Source organism: Flavobacterium aquidurense, from assembly GCF_001404985.1.
Classification (GTDB): Bacteria; Bacteroidota; Bacteroidia; order Flavobacteriales; family Flavobacteriaceae; genus Flavobacterium; species Flavobacterium aquidurense_B.
The window spans coordinates 285,019-309,560 of the sequence record NZ_JRLF01000009.1; the positions used below are offsets into that span (position 1 = coordinate 285,019).

Here is a 24,542-nt window from a genome sequence, read left to right on the forward strand (position 1 = left end):
TTATTGAAACAAAGAAGTCAGCTGTTTAAAACCTTTAGAATCAGGCGAAAATGATCCATATATTTCAGCAAACTGAGTAGTTAACTTTTCAAATTTATAATCCACTTCGATCTGATCCATACAGGTTAGAACCAGATTTCTTTGAGCATCCGGACTATATGCTGCATCCAGCTTTAAACTATAATTCAAAAGATCGTAATCTAAATCGCCTGTTCGCAATTCTTTCTGAAAATCGTTATAAACACAGGTTTCTTCTTCGTTATTTTTTAATTTTAATTCGCGTTCATTACTCATCCATCCACTACCATGTCGGGTAGAATAACTTCTGGTAACATAATACATTTCGATAGCTGTAATTTTCAAGTTCTTGCAAATTTCAAAGGCATTTTTTGATGTTGTATTGGCATAAGTAACATTCGGGAAAACCCCATGATCCATGTCAAGTAAAATTCCCTGGCTTCCTTCGAAAATAAGATTCGAATATTTTTCTAAAAAGCTGTAATCACTAATATTCCAATTTATTTCATCAACAATTTCAAGAAAATGATTTACTTCATCGTCGATTTCACTTTCATTTAGAAAACCATAGTAGTAGGCAATCTTTTCCAGTTTTTCTAAAAGCATTTGGCGAGGCGCAATCAAGTCTATTGCATATAATTTGTATTGCCCTTCATTGCGTTTCATTGTGGCTCCAACTCCTTTACCACAAGTTCCGTGATCCAGATTCCTTACATTATTTCGGTTTTGCCAAACATCAAATGGCGTCGTTATTTTTGCCAAAGGATGAATATGAAGTTCAATATTTCCTCCCAGTTCTTCCAGCACTTTTCTTTCGTTGTATAAAAAAACCGGATGAACAGTGCAATGTTCACTATAATAAGACGGCAAACCGCGAAGTGCTCCGCTCGCAAAACTTGAATGAACGTGTTTTTTATCACCAATCATTACGGTATGTGCCGCTTGTTGCCCTCCTGAAAACCGAATAACTATAGATTCAGGATTTTGCTTCGCCAGAAAATCTGTTGTAATCCCTTTTCCTTCATCACCAAATCCTAAACCTATAACTATTTGTGCTGTTTTCATTTTGTAAAATATTATTTAAACATATAGAAACATTTATAGCATTTCTATATTATCTATATTATCTAATCCGTCAAGCGGAATGGTTCCTAAACCTAATCCTGAACTTTTATGTTTATCGCAAATGATTTTCTTGATTACATTCGGGATTTCTTTATGATCTTCGATAGACAAACAATTTTGTCCCAGTAATTCTTTCCAGGCTACATTTGCCCTTACTGCCTGATCAGAATGCAACACACTGATATGATAAACTTCGTAACTTTTTTGTGCTTCTTTCAATAATTCAAGATGCGTATATGTTTGCTGTCCTGAACCCATAATTTCTTTTATTGCTGATGCAGGAAGTGTTGGCAAATTAGGTTCGTCACCAACGGTAAACAACAATCCTTTTTGACCTCTTTTTTCGAAAGCATCAGTTTTGGTATGAAAAGCGGCAAAATACCAGGCCAAAAGATAACTTTCACCTGCATTTCCTCCTCCTCCGCTTTCAATATAAGTTCTGGTTAACCACATATCGAGTTCTTCATCACCAGATTCAAATTGCCCAACTTGCAACGGAAATCTATCACATTCATGATCTCCAATTCCTAAGAACAAAAGTGCCGGATCCGCAACTCCTCCCTGAATAATTCCTCCCATTAATTTTGGAAGTCCCTCTTTTATCAATTCATGCGGAATATGTCCCATACTTCCTGTAACGTCCAATCCTAAAATAATTGGAACTGTATTTGGGTGAACTTCTGAATCTCTGGCCTCTCGAAATGTAATTCCGTTCGGATTCATCGATTCATGTGCCATTCCTATTTGATTCTGAATAAAAATCTCACCTGCAGATTTAAATCCGTATCCTGCTTTTTTTGCTCTGCTATCGCGAGCGCCTAAGTCATATCTTGTACCTCCCATAACTAAAATGTTTTACCAAATAAATATTCGAATCTTTTTTTTGTCACTTCAAACTGAATGTTTAAATTTCTAATTGTCAGTGACAATTCCATATCTTTTTGCACAAATGCTTCCGGTTGAAAATCAGCAAAAGTCAAACTGTTTTTATCCAGCGGACTAATATCAATAAGTCCTTCTTGTTCTCTTTCTAATCTTTTTATTTTCAGTTCAATATCTTCAACCCGGCGTCTGTAAATTAATTCAGAATCCTCACCAATTGTTTTGGCTCTGTCTTCTCTAATCTGATCATTGTTTCTTTTTAAAGACTCAATAAATCTTGGTTTTAAATCATCACTCATAATTTTTTGGTTTATTGTTAATAGTGTGTGTTTTGTTTCAGGTTTCAAGTTCTCAAACGTGAAACTTATTTTAGACCAATTGATCTAATTTTATTACCTGAACACTTTCTCCTTCAAAATCTTTAACTGAATTTGTAGTGAATATTTTATCAAAGCAGTTTAGAACTTCAAAACCTTTATTGAAAATTCCGTGACTTACGGCTAAGTATAATTTTCCGGCATTTTTCTTTTTTAGTTCTTCCGCTAATCCTACAAAAGTTCCCCCACCATCACAAATATCATCTACAATTAAGCAATCTATTCCGTTTAGATCATCTTCGTATACTTTAAAACCAGATAATTTTCCGGTTTTAACATCACGGCTTTTGCTGCATTCTACAACATCAACTCCACCTAAAAACTCAGAAACTTTATAGATTTTTTTAAGAGCACCACCATCAGGAGAAATTAATTTTACGTTTTCACCAATTACTTTTAAAACTTGTTGAATAAAAGTATGATTTGGAATCACTTCGCAATTGTTTACCAGTGCCGGAGTAACTTCAGAATGTGCATCAAAAACAAAAACTTTATTTAACTGAAGTCCGTTAATGATATCAGCGTAAACTTTTACAGATAATGATTCTCCTTTAATCATCACACGATCTTGTCTTGCTGCCGGGAAATACGGAATAAACAAATCGATTACTTTAACATCCATTCTTCGTAAAGCATCTACCGTGATGCATAATAATCCTAAATCATTGAATGAATTTAAACGGTGTGTGATGGTTATCTTCTGATTGTGATCAAAATCAGGATTGATTTTAATGTGAGGTTCTCCTCCAGAAAATGTAAAACTTTGAAATTTGATTTCTTCCTGATTATCAAAAGGAGAGAATTTTGGGTCTAGGTTAAGTATCATAGCGTTGTAGTTTGCGTTAATTATACGCAAATATAGATTTAATTATTTAATAAACAATTTATTTTGTGTAAAAATTACGCAAACTTTATTTCAAAGTGAAAGCCTTTTTTAATTAACTCATTATATTTCAAGTCATTAAACTTAAAAAGTTTTGCCGGACGACCACTTTTTATAGGCGAAAAATGTTCAGTTTGATCTAAAAATCCATAACTGAGTATTTTTTTTCTAAAATTTCGTCGGTCAATTTCCTTTTCAAGAATCGTACAATAAAGGTTTTCAAGATCCGAAAACAAAAATTCCTCAGGAAGCAAGTCGAAACCAATTGGCTCATAAGTCAGTTTTGATTTTAATCTTGCAATGGCACTTTTAAGAATTAAATTATGATCGAAAGCCAAAGCCGGAATTTCATCAATTTTAAACCATTGTACTTTTTCTGCATCAGTATCTGCTTTAATTTCAAGATTCGAAGCATCTACTAAAGCATAATATGCTACAGAAATTACGCGGTTTCTGGAATCCCTGTAAATATCATCTCCAAACGTATATAATTGTTCCATAAAAGTGAGCTGGACATTCGTTTCTTCGTGCAATTCTCTAATTACTGCATCGCTCAAAGATTCATCGTTTTTTACTAATCCGCCTGGTAATGCCCAATATTTATCTGCGGAGCCAAATTTCTGCTCAATTAAAAGCACATACAAATTGTTGTTCTTGTAACCAAAAACAATGGCATCAACTGCAATTCTAATATTTTGTAAATTTTCCATAATTTAAAAAAGGATTTGTCACGAATTGCACTAATTAAAATTTAATTGATCAGCAAAAATTAGTGTCAATTCGTAGAATTCGTCGCCAAAAAAAGATTTTTTGGCTAAAAACAATTTATAATCTATTACCAAAAAACAATTTCAATTCTTTAGCAACAATATCAAAAAACGAATTTAAATTATTATTTTTTGGTGCTAATAAATACACAAATTCTTCCGGAACGTGAAAACTATTCCATAATAACTGCAATTTATTTTCTTTAATATAATTTCTCGCATTACAATTCCAGGTTATGGCAACTCCTTCATTTTTGGATAAGAGCCTCAGCATGTCAGATTCTGAAGGAATGATATAATTAGGAACCATAGATGGCCTTTTTTTATTAAAAGCATGAAGCCAGAACAATTTTATGTGCGGAATTCGTGCGTCATGACTGTACCATTTTTGACTGTTGAGCCATTGTTCTATTTCAGTGTAATTATCTGCTTTTAATTTCTGACGAAATTCTGTTATGTCTAAACTTGTTGGCGCAACCATTATTAGTTTAATTTTTCCAACAATTTCATAAGTAGTATCAAAAGTATCAAACCTTTTTGTGGTAATGGCAAAGTCAAGTTTTTTAGCATCGACCAAAGCAAAAAGTTCATCATTTTCTGCAAAAGTAAAATCAATTAAATCAAACTTAGAAATTAAAAGATCACCCACACAATTAAAAAGATGTTTTGAAATTCCCACAGAAATTAATCTGTTGGCATCTTCTGCTTTAGCCCGAAAACCGGCTTCGACACTTTCGAGTCTGTCGAGCGCATCTATTATCAAATTATTCAGTAACTTAGCGTATTCCGTTGGTTCTACGCCCTTTGACTTTCGGTTAAACAATTTGTTTCCAACATGAGCTTCCAGCATAGATATTTGCTGGCTAACTGCAGGCTGACTCATAAATAACTCTTTTGCAGCGATAGAAAAATTTCCGTTTTTATAAACCGCTTTAAATGTTCTGTACCATTCGAGATTTACCATGACATAAATTTATTTATAACAAACATAGTTTATTTTATTTTTACAAATATCACTTAAGCCGTAAATTTGATAAAAATTTAAACTTATGAAAAAGATAGCATTACTCGCGATTATAACATTAACAGCTTTTAGCACAACGGCTATAGCTCAAAAAACAAATAAAAAAAGTATGAAAAAAGTGTTATTTGTTGTGACCAGTAACGATAAACTGGGCAATACAGGAGAAAAAACAGGATTTTGGTCAGAAGAACTTGCTGCACCTTATTATGAATTATTAGATCAGGGAGTAGAAATCACAATTGCGACCCCGCTTGGAGGTCAACCGCCAATTGATCCAAAAAGTGCTGATCCGGCATCTGCAACAGAAGATACTAAACGCTTTGATGCTGATAAAACATTACAGGAAAAATTAAAGCACACACATAAACTATCGACTATTAATCAAAAAGATTACGATGCAGTTTTCTATCCCGGTGGTCACGGACCACTTTGGGATTTAGTCGAAGACAAAAATTCAATTGCTTTAATTGAATCTTTTTATACACATAAAAAACCCGTAGCTTTTGTTTGTCATGCTCCGGCAGTTTTGAAAAACGTGAAAGTAAACGGTGAATTTTTAGTAAAAGATAAAAAAGTAACCGGTTTTACAAATGAAGAGGAAGAAGCTGTAGGTTTAACTAAAGTTGTTCCATTTTTATTAGAAGATGCTTTGACTCAAAATGGTGCTAAATTCTCAAAAGGACCAAATTGGGCACCTTATTCTGTTGAAGACGGACTTTTAATTACAGGACAAAATCCGGCTTCATCTAAATTAGTAGCTGGAAAATTATTGGAAAAATTAACTAAATAAGGTTCTAAGTTGCTAAGCTTCTAAGTTACTAAGATTGGAATATCTTTAAAGAAAACTTAAAAACTTAGTATCACAATGAATATTAATAAAAAGATATCAAGTTGCTAGGATCAAAAACTTAGAACCTTAGCAACTTAGTATCTCAGAAACTTTAAAAAAAATGCTAAACTTCGAATTATATAATCCGACGAATTTAATTTTCGGAAAAGGACAGATTGAAAAACTTTCAACTTTAGTTCCAAAAGACGCAAAAATTCTTTTGGCTTATGGTGGCGGAAGTATCTTTAATAATGGAATTCATGAACAGGTAATCAAAAATTTAAAAGGTTTTGAAATTGTTGAATTTGGCGGAATTGAACCAAATCCTCATTTCGAAACGTTGATGAAAGCGGTTGAAGTGATCAAAAAAGAAAAGATCGATTTTATTCTGGCTGTTGGCGGCGGATCTGTTATCGATGGAGTAAAATTTATTTCGGCGGCGGTTCATTTTGACGGAAATCCGATTGATATTTTGCAAAAACGTTTGTTGATTAAAGAAAATGCAATGCCTTTTGGAACTGTTTTGACTTTGCCTGCAACAGGAAGTGAAATGAATTCCGGAGCTGTAGTTACGATTACAGAAACTCAGGAAAAACTGGCGTTTGGCGGAAGTGCGATGTTTCCGAAATTCTCAATTTGTGATCCAACTGTAATTGCATCTTTACCAAAAAGACAATTGCAAAATGGTGTTGTAGATGCTTATACACACGTAATGGAGCAATATTTAACGTATCCGCACGAAGGGTATTTACAAGATCGAATTGCTGAGGGAATTTTACAAACTTTAATCGAAGTTGGTCCAAAAGTGGTTGAAAACCCAACAGATTATGCTTTGGCTTCTAACTTTATGTGGAGCTGTACGATGGCGCTAAACGGATTGATTCAAAAAGGAGTTCCGTCTGACTGGGCAACACATATGATTGGTCATGAATTAACAGCTTTATACGGCATTGATCACGCGAGAACTTTGGCAATTATAGGACCAAGTTTATACGAGGTAATGTTTGATACTAAAAAAGAAAAACTAGCACAATACGGTCGCCGAATCTTCAACTTAACAGGTTCTGATGATGAAGTAGCGAAAGGTGCCATCGATAAAACTGTTGCGTTTTTCCATACAATGGGAATGGATACCAAACTTTCTCAATATATAGAAGATTATAGTAAAACAGCTGATTTTATAGTAAATCGTTTCGATAAGAGAGGATGGAAAGGCTTAGGAGAAAAACAATTAATAACTTTAGATAAAGTAAAATCGATTGTCGAGCTTAGCTATTAGTCACAGTCGCAGTATTTAGTCGCAGTTGAAACTGAAAACTGTGACGGTAAACTGAAAACTAAAAAAAAAGGCGTTCTTAATTTTTAGGAACGCCTTTTTACAATACTAAAACAAAACTAACTAACTCAATTTTTGCTAAACTCATTAAAATTCTAATTTATAATCACTTATAACGTTGAGTTTTTATTTTTATTGTGTTTAGTATAAAATATTTCTTATTTTTTTTTATTCGGGAACATTTTTAAGTATATTATTTTTAATTCATTTATTTCTTTATAAAAAGATCTTTTTTGATGTGTTATATTATATGAAACTTAATAAGTTGCATTTATCTATTTCTTTTTAATGCTTTACAAGAACCTTAAAGTTCATTTTACAAATTTTCTTAAATGAGATTTTGTATTATTACTACATTATTAAGTACTTTTGTTTTAAATTATTAAAATAATGAGCGAAAATTTAAAATTTGCGGTAATTGGAGGAGGAAGCTGGGCAACGGCAATTGCAAAGATGTTATGCGTGAATCTTTCAGAAATTGCCTGGTATATGCGTAATGATGCTGCGATAGAGCACATTCAGAAATATAAGCACAATCCAAATTATTTAAGTTCTGTTGAATTTGACACCAATAAACTTAAACTGACTAATAATATAAACGAAGCAATTGAATATGCCGATTATGTAATTTTTGCAATTCCATCTGCTTTCTTAGATGCTGAATTAAAAAACTTAACGGTTTCTTTGAGCAATAAAATTATTTTTTCAGCGATCAAAGGAATTGTTCCTGAGACGAGTTTAATTGTTGGAGAACATTTTCATATTCAATATGACATTCCGTATTATAACATTGGTGTTATTACTGGTCCTTGTCATGCTGAAGAAGTAGCATTAGAAAGACTTTCGTACTTGACAATTGCTTGTGGCGATCCAGACAAAGCCAAGGTTGTTGCTAAAACATTATCAGGAAATTACATCAAAGCAAAAATTTCTGATGATATTATTGGTACTGAATATGCTGCAATGCTTAAAAACATTTATGCCATTGCTGCCGGAATTGCTCACGGTTTAGGTTACGGAGATAATTTCCAGTCGGTTATGATGAGTAACGGAATTCGCGAGATGAAAAAATTCATTAAAAAAGTACACAAAATGAAACGTAACATTAATGATTCGGCTTACTTAGGCGATTTATTGGTTACAGGATATTCCGTATTCTCCAGAAACAGAATGTTTGGGAATATGATAGGAAAAGGTTACACTGTAAAAAGTGCGATGATGGAAATGAGTATGGTTGCCGAAGGTTATTATGCTACAAAAAGTGCTTACAAATTAAATCAGGGTTATGGAGCAAAGACTCCAATTATTGATGCTGTTTATGCCATTTTATACGAAGGAAAAGACGCGAAAACTGTCTTTAAAAAACTTACCGAGTCTCTGGATTAAAGTTTTTTTTAGAAAATACAACCAAGAGTAAAGAAAATAGACTTCTATACTTTGAGAATAAAAAAAGAGCCAAGACTAATTAAATTTCGTCTTGACTCTTTTTTCTTTATTCTATTTTCTTGCTTCTATTTCTTGCATCTACAAATCTAGCATCTTACTTCACCATCACACCTTCAACAAACAAAATAGGCACTTCTTCTGTTTTATTTTCGTTGATTAGATTTGATTTAAAAATGAATTTCTTATCGTATAAAGTGTTTCCAATGAAGAATGTTACCATGAATTCATTGTTTAAAACCAACAAACTCTTTTCGATCATTTCTATTTTTACTACCGAAACAGCTGGAACTTCAACAAATGCATGACGAAGAACTGATGTTTTTTTCATTTCGCCATCAATAGTTCCAAATGCTTTAGAAACTACCATTACACTGTCTAAATTAAAATCGCTGTCGTTTACAAGATAAGCGTACCAGACTTTTTCCATAAAATCGTCGCTCCATTCCTGAACAGCGGCAAGAAATACGTTTTCTACTTCGGGGATTGTTATATCTGCTTTCATATTTATCAAAAGTTTAAAAATCGAAAGTCATAAAGTCGAAAGTCATAAAGTCATTACTATGAGACCTTCGACTTTCGACTTTATGACTTTTGACTTAAAATTATATATTTGCTTTGAATTGCTCTAAGAAACGAACGTCGTTTTCGTAAAACATACGAATATCGCCAATTTGGTATAATAACATTGCAATACGCTCTACTCCCATTCCGAAAGCAAAACCGTTGAATTCTTCGGGATTGATATCGCAATTTTTAAGAACGTTTGGATCTACCATTCCGCAACCTCCAATTTCTAACCAACCAGTTCCTTTAGTGATACGGTAATCAGTTTCGGTTTTTAAACCCCAATAAATATCAATTTCGGCACTTGGTTCTGTAAAAGGGAAATATGACGGACGTAAACGAATCTTTGATTTTCCGAACATTTCTTTAGTAAAATAAAGTAACGTCTGTTTCAAATCAGCAAATGATACATCTTTGTCAATGTATAATCCTTCAACCTGATGAAAAATACAGTGCGATCTTGACGAAACTGCTTCATTACGAAACACACGCCCCGGAGAAATAGTACGAATTGGCGGTTTGTGATTTTCCATATAACGCACCTGAACAGATGAAGTATGCGTGCGCAACAACACATCAGGATTTGTCTGAATAAAAAATGTATCCTGCATATCACGCGCCGGATGATATTCCGGTAAATTCAGCGCTGTAAAATTATGCCAGTCGTCTTCGATTTCCGGACCTTCGGAAACGTTGAAACCAATATTGGCAAAAATATCTATAATTTGATTTTTAACGATAGAAATTGGGTGACGGGAACCTATAATTACAGGTTCTGCAGCACGTGTTAAATCACCAAACAATCCTTTTACTTCTTCTTTACTTTCCAGTTCTTCCTGAATAACTCTTACTTTCTCTTCAGCAACAGCTTTTAAAGTATTTATTACTTGTCCAAAATCTTTTTTCTGGTCATTTGGAATATTTTTGAACTCTGTAAAAAGTTCTTTTAACAACCCTTTACTACCTAAATATTTAACACGGAATTGCTCTAAAGATTCTTTATTTTTATCATTAAAGGCTTTGGCTTCCTCTATATGTTGTTTTATCTTGTCTATCATTTTCCTTCAATAATTGAGGGAACAAATTTAAGGAATTTGTTCCAAGTATGGTGTTTAAAGTTTAAAGTTTCCTTTCAAATCAAATAATCTATCTTATCAGGCTAATTTTACTTTCTATTTGTTTCACTTTTTCCAGCCAAAAATTTATTCCTTCCTGATTCTTAATAATTTCTTTTTTGGCATGCAATGAAACCTTGCCTAATTCATACCAATTTTTCTGGTAATCTTTTTCTCTTTCCTGTTTATCTGTCGGCTCTGTTCTGGAACGCCAAAAATCAATATTTTTAAGGTACGTATTTTTCATACCTTCAAAGTATTCGATTATTTTTTCTTTAGAATTAGGAATGTAACCTGGTCCGCTGCAGCCACAAGAATGAAAAGCAATCCCAACAGAATATAGACTTTTAATATGTTCCCATTTTTTAATATCGTCCTTTTTTGGCGATTCAAAATCAAGTCCCATATTAGCAGTTAACGCTCCACATTCCGGACACTTTGCTTCCAGAATTGATTTTTCGCCTCTTTTTATGTCATTCATCAATCTTCTCTTAAATGTCTTCCGACAATTAAAACAAGCATAATGTGGTTTATAAGAAACCATTGCATATCTACACATCTCTTTTTTTATACTTTCAGTCGCAGTATTCAGTCGCAGTTTACAGTTTAGCACAAGCTGAAAACTGTGACTGTGAGTGAATACTAAAAAACTACTCAATAAGTTCTCTTTCTAAAAAATAATTCACAATGGCTTCTTTCATCAAAACCGATTGTTCTCCGGCTTTAAGCGGCGGCAATTCTTCTTTTACTTTGTAATGTGGCCATCCTTCTGCATCAAAGAAGTCGAATTCGTAAAACCCGTAAGGCTCTAATAATCGGCAAATGGCGATGTGCATCAGGTTTAATTTTTCGTCTTTTTTGAATTCACGGTGTACTTTACCAAGTTCCTGAACTCCAATTAGATAAATTATGGCATCTAAATCTAGGTCTTCTCCTTGCGAAAACTGATTAGATAGTATATCGACGAGCTTTTCCCATCGCTCTTTTAGTAGTGTATCTCTGGACATTTTTATAATTGTGAATTATGAATTATGAATTATAAATTCAAAACCCATAAATTTAGCTTACAAAGATACGTACTTCAAACTCAAAGATCTCAAAAAACGAAAACTTCCGTTTATAGTGCTTATAATAGCACACATATAATGTAGGTTTTTAAAAGATTTGCGCCGATTTTATTTTCTATTCTGTATAATTTAACGGCAAATCACGAAAACTTTAAGGCATAAAATCAACCAAATAATTTTAATCTGTGCAAATCAGTGAAATCGGTATAATCTGTTACTAAAAACCTTAGAACCTTTCCATCTCTGGAGCTTTGAACCTAAAAAAAGATCTATATTTGCGCCTCAATAAAACACAGAAAATATGAGTCTTTTTGACATGATTTTTGGAGCTCTTTTGGCTTTTAGTTTATACAAAGGAATTAAAAATGGGCTTTTTGTAGAAATAGCTTCTTTCATTTCCTTACTACTTGGAATTTATATTGCGATTAAATTCTCTTCTTTCATGAAGGAACTAATCATGAAACATGTTTCCTGGAACCCAAACACGATACAGGTTACGGCTTTTATCCTCACATTTATTCTGGTGGTAATTGGGGTTTATTTCTTAGCAAAAATCCTTACCGGAATTGCTGATTTTGCTTTTCTGGGCTGGGCAAATAAACTGGGCGGAGGTTTTTTCAGAATCCTTAAAACGATTTTGATTATGAGTATTTTTATTGCCCTGTTTGAAAAAATAAACTTTAATGAGACTTTTGCTAAAAAAGAAACTCTGGATAAATCTATTTTTTATAATCCTGTAAAAAAAGTCGCTGCTTTTGTTTATCCTTCTATCGAAAAATGGTACGAGAATTTCAAGGAAGAACATGAAAAAACTTCTGAAACAAAACAGGAAACGATTAAAGAAGAATAAATCCTAACAGGAGAAAACATTTCGTTTTTGCGGCATTTATATATCGCTCCGCTGGAGCTTATACTGTAAATATTCATTATTTGCTATAAATATTTCGCTTCTCCGAAGCTTTCCCTTAAAACAAACCAAACAATTATTTGTAAAAACAAACCCGACAGGTTTTAAAAACCTGTCGGGTTTGACAAAGATTGCGTTTAGAACTATTTTACCAGTTCACTTCTAGCTTTTCTCCTTTTTTCAAAATGATATTTTGCTTTTTATCCCCGTTAATTAAAATTGTTTTACCTCCATTTTTTGAAGAAACCGTGACTTTCTTTAGGATTTTATTCTCCCAATTCATTTCAATTTCAAATCCGCCACGGGCACAAATTCCTTTTACTGATCCTGTTTCCCAGACATCTGGTAAAGCGGGTAATAATCTAATTTCGTTTTCATCAGATTGTACGAGCATTTCAGCAACGGCTGCGGCTCCACCAAAATTTCCGTCGATTTGAAAAGGCGGATGCGCATCGAATAAGTTTGGGTACGTTCCTCCTCCTCTTCTTGGTTTATCGGTTTTCTTTCCGTCAGGATCAACATATCTTAATAATTCACGAAACATTTTATAGGCACGATTTCCATCCCAAAGTCTTGCCCAAAGATTGATTCTCCAACCTTTTGACCAACCGGTCGTTTCATCGCCTTTTATTTCTAAAGTCTTTTTTGAGGCTTCGGCTAAATCAGGTGTTTTCTCCGGCGTAATATGATCGCCGGGAAAAAGTCCGAATAATTGTGACTGATGACGATGTTTAGGGTCTTCATCATTCCAATCGAAATACCATTCCTGCAAATTTCCTTTTTTGCCAATTTGATACGGATGAAATTTAGACAGTGCGGCTTCTAGTTTTGTCCTGAAATCTGCATCGATATTTAAAACTTTTGATGCTTTTATCGTTTTCTCAAAACATTCTCTTATCATCGCTAAGTCTGCCGTTCCACCGTACATGGTGGCTCCAATGAATCCATCAGGGGCAAGGTATTTATTTTCAGGTGAAGTTGATGGTGAAGTAATCAGATTTCCGTTTTTATCCGCAACCATCCATCCTAAAAAGAATTGAGAAGCTCCTTTCATGATTGGATAACCTTCGTTTTTCAGGTAATTTTTATCCTGCGTAAAAACATAATGTTCCCAAATATGTGTACTTAACCAGGCGCCTGATAATGGCCAGCAAGCCCAGCTTGGATCTTCTTTTCCAAATTGCCCTACCGGATTGGTCATTGCCCAAATATCTGAATTATGCGCCGCAGCCCAACCCTGATTTACGCCATAAAAAGTCTTTGCCGTAACTTTTCCGGTTACCGAGAGATTTTTTATAAAGCTTAAAAGAGGCAAATGCATCTCTGAAAGATTCGTGTTTTCTGCCAGCCAGTAATTTTCTTCGAGATTAATATTCATCGTATAATTACTACTCCATGGCGGATTTAGATGTGGATTCCAGATGCCTTGTAAATTTGCCGGAACTCCCATTGTTCTCGAACTGCTTATTAGTAAATAACGCCCGTAATTGAAATAGAGAATTTCAAGGTTTTTATCTTCTTTGCCATCAGCATATCTTAATAAACGTTCATCTGTGGCTAAATCCGGTGCGGTTGTTTTTCCTAAATCTAAAGTTACTCTGTTGTAATATTTTTGATAATCATCAACATGGGCTTCTTTTAATTTATCGAATGTTTTTGCGAATGATTTGTTTAGATTTTGTAATGCAATTGATACATCATCCAAACCTTCTATCGCAGGATTTTTGTTAAAACCATTAAAACTTGTAGCAACAGAAACATAAATATAAGCTTCGGTGGCATCTTTTAATGTTAAAGCATCTCTTGAACTTGTAATTTTTCCGTCAGTTTTCTTGATTTGGATTAAGGTTGTGAATCGTGTACCTCTTTCTTTTACTTCCTGATATTTTGGTAAAACGGTATATCCGGCATTTTCATGAATTGGAGCAGATCCTGTCATTACCAGAATATTATTTCTTACTTCGACATTTGATTTTAGTAAACTCCTTAGATTAATATCAAAATTCAAAGCTTCTTTTACGCTGCTTGTCAATTTTATTACCATGATTTGATCCGGTGCCGAAACGAAATACTCCCGGGTAAATTTTACGCCGTTCATTTCATAACTCACTTTTGATACTGCATTCGAAATATCGAGTTCCCGATAGTAATTAACCGCTTTTCCTTTCTCTGAATTATTGATTTCCAGTGTTCCTAAAGGTGCATATGATTCGGAGTTTTTACCTTCGAGTTTTTTGTTTAGTTCTTCGGCTAGTTTGTAGTTTTCATTTTTGAGCGCTTCACGAATCGCCGGAATGTTTTTGTATGCTTCGGGATTCATATTTGCATTTACGGGTTCGCCGGACCAAAGTGTTGCATCGTTCAAATAAATTTTATCTGAATTTGCTCCGCCAAAAACGGTTGCTCCCATTTTTCCGTTTCCTAAGACCAAACTTTCCTCAAAAAATTCTGCAGGTTGGTTGTACCATAAAACATGGCTGGATTGTGCCGTCATGTTTATATAACAGAATGTGAGAAGTAAGATGAAAAATGTTTTTTTTATGATTTTTGGATTCATAGACTTATTGTTTTGGTCATGTTTTTCACATCTGGTATTTCTGCAATCTTGTACTACCAAATAATTGTTCCTAACGGAAAATTTTTTATCCTCCTTTGCGCGCGTGAGGGATAGGAGCTAGCTACCGAAGTAGCGCGGATAGCCCGACCGTATTTGCAAAAGGCGCACATAACCGATATGTTAGATAGCGCCTTTTGCAAATACGGTCACGCCCTAATATTATTTACTCACTTTATAAATTTCGTTTGCTGTAATCATTTCCCAATTATCAGTTCTGAAAGGCGATGCAGGAAACTTTTCTTTGTTGAAAAGATTGATTTCCGTATCGTCGTCTGCCCAGCCATAATGAACGGCCACTGGACTTTTTACGTTGTCACTTGAAACGATGACTTTGTTATTCTTGATTATGGCTTTAGCAGAATAAAAAACTTTGTCGGCTCCGGCGATTTCAAATCCTCTTACGTTTTCGGAATTATCAGAAGCTGATAATCCACTTCCAGTATTGTCGAAAGTAAGGATAATTTCGTTTCCTTTTATCTCTTGGGATTTAAAAATTGGTCCGCTATAAATTTGTTTTTTACCGTAAACATTGTTCAAAGCAATTGCCGCCAAACGCAAACCTACATCTTGTTTGTTTTTTGGGTGAATATCTTTTGCATTTCCAATATCAGTGGTTACGACCATTCCGGTGTTGGGTAATTTTAAGGTTTCAAGTTGTGCTTCGCGAAGTTCTGCCCAACGACTTCCAACTTTGCTATTTCCTTTGAATTCATCAAAAGTGGATAATTGAACAAAATAAAAAGGAAAATCATCTTGCCTGAATTTTGTTCGCCAGTCTGTAATCATTAACGGGAACGCTTTTTTGTACTGTTTTGCTCTCCAGACATTGGCTTCGCCCTGATACCATAAAACGCCTTGAAATGCATACGGAACTAACGGATTTACCATTGCATTGTATAATAACGATGGGTAACTGTTTGGTGAAACAGCAATTTTTACCTGAACGACATTAAATTTCCAAAGTCCTTCGAGTGCTATATTATTGTCTTTAAACTGAAGTTTTAAATCAGCTGGATCACCATAGATTCCGCCACCGCCGGAATAATCTGCAATACGGACCGCGATTACGTTTTTGCCTTCTTTAAGAATTCCTGATGGAATTTTATAAACACGAAGTGCTTCCCAAATATTATTGGTTCCTACCTGAACACCATTTATATAAGTAATGTCTTCATCGTCTACTTTAGACAAATGCAAAACGGCTTCGGTTCTGGCTTGTTCCGCAGATAATGTAATTGTTTTACGCATCCAGACAACACCATCAATATTACCTATTTGTTGGTTTTCCCATAAGGAAGGAACTTTTATTTCCGGCCAGTTTTTATCTTCGAAATTAAATGCTGCAAACTTATTTTCGTTTTCCATAGAAACATCAAAACCCTGAATTTTCTTTATGTTGTCTAAAACCGACTTTTTATAAACTTCAAAAACGGCATCCATATCAACTTGAGGAACATCAGCAATCATAGCTTTGAATTCATTGCTTTTTTCGAAAGCTTCGCGGCTTGTCCAGGTTTCAACATTGGTTCCGCCCCAGGAAGTATTTATGATTCCGATTGGGATTTTTAGTTCCGCATATAATTTCTTGGCAAAAAAGAAACCTGCAGCAGTAAAATCACGAATATTCTCTTTGTTGGCAACCAACCATTTTCCTTCTTTCAAATCTTCTTTTGGAGTTCCGCTTAAATCCTGAGCGACTCCAAAATGACGAATCATTGGATAATCAGCATCGGCCATTTCTTTTTCAGCATTCAGTGTTTTGTACATCTGAAATTCCATATTTGATTGTCCGCTGCAAATCCATACTTCTCCAACCAAAACATCTTTAATAATGATTTTGTTTTTTCCTGTAATGGACAATTCAAAAGGACCTCCTGCCTTTTCAGCAGCAAGTTTTATCATCCATTTTCCGTTTTTATCGGCTTGAATGGTTTTGCTTTGTTTATTAAAATGAACTTCGATTTTTTCATTTGCTTCTGCCCAACCCCAAACCGGAATTTCTTTGTTGCGCTGCAAAACCATTCCGTCAGAAAATACTAAAGGCATTCTTACATTAGCATTTGTAATTGCACTCAATATCAGCAAAATAAATATTGCATATTTTTTCATTATTCTATTGTTTAAATTAAAACGACATAAGTGATATAAGAAAATATAAATTCAGAATAAAACTAAACTTAAAATATCTTATATCACTTATATGTTTTTTAAAAGTTTTTTTACTGTAATCCCTCTTTCATTGCATTTAATGCCTGTGTATCAAAAACAGCATTATTGGTCCTGTTGATAATTCCAAAACCGTTATTACCCAGATTTCCTTCATCCCAATAAAATGGTAATAATCCATTTGCTTTCGCTGTTTTTACCACGGTCTTTAAATAGTAAGCTCTTGAATTTAAATGCAAAGTCAATGAACTGCCTGTTAAAGTAGTGCGACGAATTGCGCCAAACTCGCCTAATAAAACCGGAATTCCTTTATCGACAAATTGGGTTTTCATTAATTTGAAGTTTTTAGTTAGATCAGCTTCTTCTCCATAACTTGCATTTCTATCCAGTTCTGTTGTTGAATGAAATCCTGCTCCCCAATAATAGAACATTTTACCCCAGGATTCATCTTTAGTTAATCCTCCAAAATTCCACGGTGCATAATAATGAACTTCAACCATTAATCGGCTTGCCGTTTTATCTGTTGGCAAAGTCGTCATTAATTTATTTGTTTTTTCAATATCTGTTGTTGGCCCCTGAATTACAAGAGTTCTGTATGCATTTTTTCCTCCGGTTGAACGAACTGCATCGATAAATGTTTGGTGATAAGAAGTTAATACTGCCATTTGTGCGGCATCTTCGACTGCTGGTTCATTGGCACTTGCAAAAAGCAAATGCTCATCGAAACCTCTTAAATGTGTGGCTATTTGTTCCCAAAAAGCTTTTTGTTTGGCGTTATTTTCTACTTTTTTGGCTTCGGTAATATTATTTTCTAACCAGCCACCGTCCCAGTGAATGTTAACGACTACATACATATTATTGTCAACACAATATTGCACGACCTCTTTTACCCTGTTCAGCCAGTCTGTTTTTAATTTGGCTGTAGTCGAATTTTCTAAGTATTGGTTCCAGGAACACGGAATTCTGATCGCATTGAATCCATTGGCTTTAACCGCATCTATTAATGCTTTTGTCACTTTTGGATTTCCCCACGCCGTTTCTCCGCCTGTTGCTTCTAATGTATTCCCAATATTCCAGCCCAGTTTTATTTTTGCTGCCAATTGTACTGCATTACTGGACATTCCGGTTGCATCGGCTGCAATTGGATTGGTATTGTAACTTGGATATAAACCTGCAGCAGCAACTTTTTCGATTCCTGCTTCGGCTTTTACTTGTGCTTCAGCTTCTTTATCAGAACTGCATGCCAAAATGCTTAAAAAAGACAAAGATAAGATGGCACTAAACAAATAACTTTTTACATTTTTTTTCATTTTTTTGATTTTTACTATTAATTGTGTGATTCTCTTTCTAACTTAAACAACACTAAATGTATTTGAAAAAATAGTTAATCTAAACTATTAAAGCCCCACACAATTAATGTAAAAACTATTTATTACTTTATCGTTACGACAACTTCTTTCTTGATATCTCTTGAAGAGTTTCCTAATTTTAAAGTATATTTTCCTGGCTCTACAGTCCATTTTTTATTGGCTACATCGTAATAAGACAATTCTTTTACCGGAACTTTTATGGTTACTGTATTAGAACTTCCTGATTTTACCAATATTTTCTGGAACCCTTTTAATTCCTGTGCAGCACGTGTAATTTTAGAATCTGATTTAGAAGTATATAACTGAACCACTTCTTTACCATCTACTTTTCCTGTGTTTTTTACCTCTACAGAAACTGTAATTGTTTCGTTTTGTGCGTATGATGCTTTGTCTGTTTTTGCATTATCGAAAGCAAAAGTGGTGTACGATAATCCGTATCCAAAAGGATATAATGGTGTAATATTTTTGGTATCAAACCAACGGTAGCCTACCAAAATTCCTTCGCCATAGTTTACTGTTTTTCCTCCAGGGAAACTGTTTGTTGCATGTGCAGGAGAATCCATAATTTGCTTAGGCATTGTCCATGGTAATTTTCCTGACGGATTTACTTTTCCTAACAGTACATCTGCCAAAGCGTTTCCACCTTCTGAACCATTAAACCATGTCCATACTAAAGCCGAAGTTTTTTTGCTGATCGCATCGATATCAAAAGGTGCCCCTGCAACCATAACGACAATAGTTCTTGGATTAACAGCCAATACTTTCTGAATTAATTCTTCTTGTCCAAATGGTAATTTTAAATTTCTACGGTCAGATGCTTCTGTTTCGTAATCACGGTTTGAACCTGCGAAAATAATTGCAACATCAGATTTTTTAGCCGTTTCAATTGCTTCCTGCAATTTAGCCGGATCTAGCTGATCGATTGTTACAGGACCATTTGAGGTAATGTTTCCTAAATTTCCTTTGTTTTTCTCATCGTAACGCTCTAAATATCCTTCGGCATAATTAATTTTAATCGATGATGGCAATCTGTTTTTTAAACCTTCAAGTGGTGTAACTTCTCTTTTGGTTTTTACTCCCGCTCCAAATCCCCCAAGGGCATTTTTCTTTGTAGCATTGTTTCCAATTACGGCAACAGATTTAACTCCGTCTAATTTTAATGGCAATGCATTATTATCGTTTTTCAATAAAACCACTGCTTCTGCAGCAATTTTATAAGCGTCCTGATAATGTGCTTCAGTTGCAATGCTTCCTTTTACACGGTCTTTTCCGCCCATTGCTTTTACCTGAAATAAGGTACGAAGGATTCTTTTTACGTGTTTATCTAATTCTGCTTCTGAAATTTCTTTGTTTTTAGCAGCAGCGATTAATTTATCGGCAAGGAAAAATTCATTGAAAGGTTTTGGTGTTCCCATTTCAATATCTAGTCCGCTGTTTAGGGATTTTACTGTTGAGTGAACCGCAGCCCAATCTGAAACTACCACACCTTTAAATCCCCATTCGTCACGAAGGATTTTGTTTAGCATGTAATCGTTCTCACATAAATATTCTCCTCTAAATTTATTGTAAGCACCCATTACACTATAAGCATGCGCTTCTTTTATTGAAGCCTCAAATGCCGGTAAATAAATTTCACGAAGTGTACGTTCATCGATTTGTACATCTACAAAATCACGATTTGTTTCCTGATTATTTGCTGCATAATGCTTTACACAAGCCATAACATCGTTATCCTGTAAACCAACAATTAACGGCACTGCAATTTTTTTGTTCAAAAACGGATCTTCAGACATATATTCATATGTTCTTCCTCCAAGTGGCGTTCTAACAATGTTTATGGCTGGTGAAAGCAACATATCTTTATCGCGTGCGCGCATTTCCTGCCCAAGGCTATTCCCAAAGGTATACGCCATTTCTGCATTCCAAGTTGCGGCTAATCCTCCACCGGCTGGGTAATAAGTCGCAAAATCATCTTTTAATCCTGCCGGAGCCCAGTTGTCACGCGAAATTTCTTCACGAACTCCCAATGGTCCGTCAGCCATTTTTAATTCCGGAATTCCTAAACGTTTTACACCACCAGAAGTAAACATACTGTTACCGTGCAGCATTCCGATTTTTTCTTCCAATGTCATTTGAGAAACCAATTTGTCGATTTCTGCGTCAAATTCTGATCCTATTTCTTTTCCTTTATATTCTTCTGTCTGCGCCGAATCAGAACTTGTGCTTTTTGCATCATTTTTACAAGAAGCAAATGCCAGGAATGCAAATGCAGCTGATAGGCATATAATTTTGTTTTTCATGCTTAATAAATTTATTTTAGTTTTTGGAATTCGTTAGCCTTAGAAACTACTGCTTTACAAAATTGAATAAAACCACGTCGTTTTCATTGATTTTATACGCTGTACTATAAGTCCCTTTTGCATTAATGGTTACTTTTTCTGTTGCGATCAAGGCACCATTATTTTTTTCTTTTATGCTTTTTACTTGTTCACGTGTTAATTGACCTGGTTTTCCCATGGCCAAATAATCGGCGTAAGCATCATTTACTTTATAACCTACTTTATATATTTCTAAAGTATAGTTGCCTTTTTGCAATCCGTCAACTTCGATTTTTACACTTCCTTTTGGTTTAGATGGTAAATCTTTAATATAATACGTCTGATTATTCATGGAATCTCCCGGATGTGTGTTTGTGAAATCCCAAAACAATAATTGCACATCACCTTTTGCATTTTTAGTCACCCATGAAGAGGTATCTTTATTTTGAAGTTCTGTTTCTCCCAATTTATTTAGAAATGAATACGAGAAATAAGCCGGTTTTTTGATTCCCTGAGTATTCAATAATCCAAAACCTCCGTGAAACGGTGTAAACCTTGGACCTGCTTCTTCAAAAATATCTGTAAAAACCCAATATGACATGGAGTTTGCGGCATTACCAACTTGTTTTAATTTTTGAAGAATATAAGCTGCTGAATGATAACTGTCATGAACAGGATCTGCGGGAGTATAAGAAGAACTCCATTCTGTGTAATGCAATTCAAGATTTGGCTTAGCCGAATTTGAAATTTGTTTACGGGAATTTATTACATCTCCACTCACACTCGATTCTTCTTTATTCAGAACAGTTCCCGTAGTTCCAAATTCATCCAAAAATCCTTGTTTTACTCCGTAAGTATGTGTCGAAATAAAATCTAACGGAACATTATTTTTAGCACAAAAATCAATTGTTTCCGGAACCCAGGCCGCTCCTGCTGTTGCCGGACCTCCTACTTTATAAGCAGGATTTACAGTTTTTATGCCACGTGCTGCATATTCATATAATTTAAAATATTCTGCCTGTGTTCCTGTCCAGAAACCCGGAGATAAATTGGGTTCGTTCCAAACTTCAAAATACCAGGTTTTTACTTCTTCGACACCATAACGTTCCGTGAAATGCTGAGTAAGGTTGCGAATTAAATCTTCCCATTTTTTATAATCTTTTGGAGGTGTTACGTTTCCTTTCCACCAAAAAATGGTTTGATTTCCGCTTGCCAATGCTGATGGCATAAAACCCAATTCTACAAAAGGTTTCATCTTAATACTCAGAATAAAATCATACAAAGCATCAATATATTGGTAATTATATTCGGGATTCCCTTTTGAATCTTCGCGATAAACAGCCATATCATCAGACAATAAACCGTGCATACGAATGTATTTAAAATCGCATTCTTTTTTGGTCATTGCCAATTGCTGCTGCCAATCGGCACGCAAACCTTCATTTGCTCTTCCGGCACCAATACATTCCTTGAACATGGTGTTTAATGCACCTGCCGTTTTATTGTAATCTACTTTTATGATTCTGTTTTCAGATTTTACCGCACCCGAATTTTGTCCAAACAAATTAATATTGATTAGATTAATAAAAATCAGAGATGTTATTATTAGTTTTTTCATTTAAATACTATTTGTTTTGAACAACTTTGAATTAGACGCACTGCTGTGCGTCTCTACGATTCTGCATGTGGGTAAAACCTGTTGGGTTGACAATCTATATCTATAGTTTTTTGAAACGAATTGCTGTTCCGCCAGCGCCGCCTAAATGTAATTTTAGTGAATCTGAAGCTTTAACGGTTTTCTTAGAAATTGCTACTGCTGATGGATTGTGTGTTTCGTCAGTTCCTTCGGCGTCAGCATAAATTTGTGCTTCGTAAGTTGCGGCTGGATCTAAGAATGATAACGAAACATTTACATCTCTTGCGTTTTCATATGTGATAGTTCCTAAATACCAATCGGAACTATTTCTGTCTTTACGGGCTGTTGTGATGTATTCTCCAATTTTTCCGTCTAATACTTTTGTGTCTTCCCAATCTGTAGGAACATCTTTTAAGAATTGCAATGCTGGTTTTCCTTCATAATTTTCAGGAAGATCTGCCATCATCTGGATTGGTGCATAAATGGTAACGTACAATGCTAATTGCTGTGCTGTTGTTCCGTGAACTCTTTTTCCCGGATATCCTTGTTTTACCTCAACATCAAAAATTCCCGGTGTAAAATCCATTGGTCCTGAAAGCAATCTGGTAAACGGAATAATGGTTAAGTGATTTGGCGGATTTCCTTCGCTCCAAGCATTATACTCTTGTCCACGTGCTGCTTCTCTCGAAACCATGTTTGGGAAAGTTCTGCGTTCTCCAGTATCTTTTATCGATTCATGATATAAAACAGCCAAATCATATTGTGCTGCTTTTTCTAAAATATATCTGAAATAATTCACTCCAAATTGTCCAAAGTGATTTTCTTTCATATTTAATTTAGATCCTACGTGCCCAATTTTAACAGAATGCATTCCTAGTTTTTTGTATAATGCAAAACCTTCATCAACTTCTTTTAAATAATTAATTAAGTTTGATCCCGTTTCGTGATATCCAATAAGTGCAACGCCTTTTTTGTTTCCGTATTCAACCACTTTTTCTAAATCGAAATTGTCTGCACTTTTTGTGAAGCTAAACATATGCATGTGATTTTCATACCATTGTGGTGTCCAGCCTTTGTTCCAGCCTTCGATCAATAAATGATGAAATCCTTCTTTTGCTGTAAAATCAATATATTCTTCAGCATGTTTTGTTGTTGCGCCTTGTTTGTCACTTTCCCAAAAAGTATATTTCCCTATGTGCATTCCCCACCAAATACCAAAATATTTGTATGGTTTAAAGTAACTTGTATTTTTTAATTTGTTTGGTTCGTTTAGATTTAAAATCAAATAAGAGGTAATTAAATCTGCTGGTTTCTCCCCAATTTGAAGCGTTCTCCATGAAGATGTGAAAGTATCTTTTACACGAACTTTTACACCATCAGACCACGGCACCAAATCAGATTTCAGTTGTGTTCCGGTTGTGTTTACCAAAGTCATACTGGCAAAATCAGTTAAGTTTGCTTCATGAAAACTTAATGCTAATCCGCTTTTGCTTTCGATAGTTAAAGGAGTCAAAACAGTATCAAGCGTACTTACGGGCGCATCTTTAAAAAGATATTCGTCACGGTTTTCTCTGTTTGCCGGAATCCACCATGCTTTTCCATCTTCTTTTAGGTTAAAAGTCGTTTTTTCATCCATAATGAAAATACTGTCTTTTACACTTTGTTTTGGATATACATATCTAAAAGCGATTCCGTCATCAAAAGCACGAAATTGAATTTCCAGTTTGCGTTTGTTTCCTGCTTTTTGCTGTAATTCTACTGATAATTGATTGTAGTGATTTCTGATGTTTTTCTTTTCTCCCCAAACTTGTTCCCAGGTTTCATCAAAAGTCGAGTTTTTCACGCTTTTAATTTCGAAATCAGAACTTAAGTTTTCATTTCCTTTTAATAAAAATCCCATATCTGAAGGTGTTATCACTTCGGTTTTTCCGTGTGATACCCCATACTTAGGAGCATTTTTTACTAATTCGAATTTAATTTTGTTTTGCCCGTTTGGCGATGCCAATTCATAAGCATTTTTACTTTTCTGACTGTATCCAATCGAAACTGAAAGGATTAAAGCGGGAAGAATGAGGTAATTTTTCATGATATTTTT

20 protein-coding genes are annotated in these 24,542 nt (G+C 34.6%); 4 read left to right on the top strand and 16 right to left on the bottom strand.

What is annotated here, in order from left to right:
• The 6 genes from RC62_RS07320 to RC62_RS07345 form a co-directional block, all read right to left on the bottom strand.
• Complete coding sequence (locus RC62_RS07320) at nt 1–1,083, bottom strand: adenylosuccinate synthetase (protein ID WP_055094061.1); 1,083 nt, start codon at nt 1,081–1,083, stop codon at nt 1–3.
• Between the two features lie 33 nt (nt 1,084–1,116).
• Nucleotides 1,117–1,986 carry a hypothetical protein gene (locus RC62_RS07325; RefSeq protein WP_055094063.1) on the bottom strand — a complete coding sequence of 290 codons (870 nt, stop codon included), beginning with the start codon at nt 1,984–1,986 and terminating at the stop codon, nt 1,117–1,119.
• 2 nt (nt 1,987–1,988) lie between these two features.
• The gene (locus tag RC62_RS07330) at nt 1,989–2,324 is read right to left on the bottom strand and encodes a hypothetical protein (protein ID WP_031455095.1); all 336 of its coding nucleotides are present in this window, start codon (nt 2,322–2,324) and stop codon (nt 1,989–1,991) included.
• Nucleotides 2,325–2,394: 70 nt separating this feature from the next.
• Nucleotides 2,395–3,228, bottom strand: a complete 834-nt coding sequence (gene prs / locus RC62_RS07335) for a ribose-phosphate diphosphokinase (RefSeq protein ID WP_055094065.1) — start codon at nt 3,226–3,228, stop codon at nt 2,395–2,397.
• Nucleotides 3,229–3,302: 74 nt separating this feature from the next.
• Nucleotides 3,303–3,995, bottom strand: coding sequence for an NUDIX hydrolase (locus RC62_RS07340; RefSeq protein ID WP_055094067.1), 693 nt, complete (start codon nt 3,993–3,995; stop codon nt 3,303–3,305).
• A gap of 115 nt (nt 3,996–4,110) precedes the next feature.
• Complete coding sequence (locus tag RC62_RS07345) at nt 4,111–5,016, bottom strand: LysR family transcriptional regulator (RefSeq protein WP_055094069.1); 906 nt, start codon at nt 5,014–5,016, stop codon at nt 4,111–4,113.
• 85 nt (nt 5,017–5,101) lie between these two features.
• Between RC62_RS07345 and RC62_RS07350 the strand changes: the two genes are divergently transcribed.
• From RC62_RS07350 to RC62_RS07360, 3 genes are all read left to right on the top strand, one after another.
• A complete protein-coding gene (locus RC62_RS07350; RefSeq protein WP_209435095.1) occupies nt 5,102–5,866 on the top strand; it encodes a type 1 glutamine amidotransferase domain-containing protein in 765 nt (254 codons plus the stop codon).
• Between the two features lie 160 nt (nt 5,867–6,026).
• Nucleotides 6,027–7,184, top strand: a complete 1,158-nt coding sequence (locus RC62_RS07355) for an iron-containing alcohol dehydrogenase (protein ID WP_055094071.1) — start codon at nt 6,027–6,029, stop codon at nt 7,182–7,184.
• A 447-nt stretch (nt 7,185–7,631) separates the two neighbouring features.
• Nucleotides 7,632–8,627 carry an NAD(P)H-dependent glycerol-3-phosphate dehydrogenase gene (locus tag RC62_RS07360; RefSeq protein WP_055094072.1) on the top strand — a complete coding sequence of 332 codons (996 nt, stop codon included), beginning with the start codon at nt 7,632–7,634 and terminating at the stop codon, nt 8,625–8,627.
• 154 nt (nt 8,628–8,781) lie between these two features.
• Here RC62_RS07360 and RC62_RS07365 read toward each other — a convergent pair whose 3' ends face one another.
• From RC62_RS07365 to RC62_RS07380, 4 genes are all read right to left on the bottom strand, one after another.
• Nucleotides 8,782–9,189, bottom strand: coding sequence for a hypothetical protein (locus RC62_RS07365; protein ID WP_055094074.1), 408 nt, complete (start codon nt 9,187–9,189; stop codon nt 8,782–8,784).
• Between the two features lie 100 nt (nt 9,190–9,289).
• The gene (pheS, locus tag RC62_RS07370; protein WP_055094076.1) at nt 9,290–10,309 is read right to left on the bottom strand and encodes a phenylalanine--tRNA ligase subunit alpha; all 1,020 of its coding nucleotides are present in this window, start codon (nt 10,307–10,309) and stop codon (nt 9,290–9,292) included.
• Nucleotides 10,310–10,397: 88 nt separating this feature from the next.
• Nucleotides 10,398–10,847, bottom strand: coding sequence for a hypothetical protein (locus tag RC62_RS07375; RefSeq protein ID WP_245176800.1), 450 nt, complete (start codon nt 10,845–10,847; stop codon nt 10,398–10,400).
• A gap of 169 nt (nt 10,848–11,016) precedes the next feature.
• The gene (locus tag RC62_RS07380) at nt 11,017–11,373 is read right to left on the bottom strand and encodes a hypothetical protein (protein WP_055094080.1); all 357 of its coding nucleotides are present in this window, start codon (nt 11,371–11,373) and stop codon (nt 11,017–11,019) included.
• Between the two features lie 361 nt (nt 11,374–11,734).
• On the opposite strand from RC62_RS07380, the gene RC62_RS07385 reads away from it, so the two are divergent.
• Nucleotides 11,735–12,283, top strand: a complete 549-nt coding sequence (locus tag RC62_RS07385; RefSeq protein ID WP_055094082.1) for a CvpA family protein — start codon at nt 11,735–11,737, stop codon at nt 12,281–12,283.
• A 205-nt stretch (nt 12,284–12,488) separates the two neighbouring features.
• Here the strand turns inward: RC62_RS07385 and RC62_RS07390 are convergent, their stop codons facing one another.
• The 6 genes from RC62_RS07390 to RC62_RS07415 form a co-directional block, all read right to left on the bottom strand.
• A complete protein-coding gene (locus RC62_RS07390; RefSeq protein ID WP_055094523.1) occupies nt 12,489–14,897 on the bottom strand; it encodes a glycosyl hydrolase family 95 catalytic domain-containing protein in 2,409 nt (802 codons plus the stop codon).
• A 219-nt stretch (nt 14,898–15,116) separates the two neighbouring features.
• Nucleotides 15,117–17,066 (bottom strand): sialate O-acetylesterase, encoded by a 1,950-nt coding sequence (locus RC62_RS07395; protein WP_055094084.1) that lies wholly within the window; start codon nt 17,064–17,066, stop codon nt 15,117–15,119.
• A gap of 110 nt (nt 17,067–17,176) precedes the next feature.
• Complete coding sequence (locus tag RC62_RS07400) at nt 17,177–18,433, bottom strand: glycoside hydrolase family 5 protein (protein WP_209435096.1); 1,257 nt, start codon at nt 18,431–18,433, stop codon at nt 17,177–17,179.
• A 122-nt stretch (nt 18,434–18,555) separates the two neighbouring features.
• Nucleotides 18,556–20,793, bottom strand: coding sequence for a glycoside hydrolase family 3 C-terminal domain-containing protein (locus RC62_RS07405; RefSeq protein WP_055094087.1), 2,238 nt, complete (start codon nt 20,791–20,793; stop codon nt 18,556–18,558).
• A 46-nt stretch (nt 20,794–20,839) separates the two neighbouring features.
• Nucleotides 20,840–22,429 (bottom strand): GH39 family glycosyl hydrolase, encoded by a 1,590-nt coding sequence (locus tag RC62_RS07410; protein WP_055094089.1) that lies wholly within the window; start codon nt 22,427–22,429, stop codon nt 20,840–20,842.
• Between the two features lie 100 nt (nt 22,430–22,529).
• Nucleotides 22,530–24,533, bottom strand: coding sequence for a glycoside hydrolase family 97 protein (locus tag RC62_RS07415; RefSeq protein WP_055094091.1), 2,004 nt, complete (start codon nt 24,531–24,533; stop codon nt 22,530–22,532).
• Between the last annotated feature and the right edge of the window lie 9 nt (nt 24,534–24,542).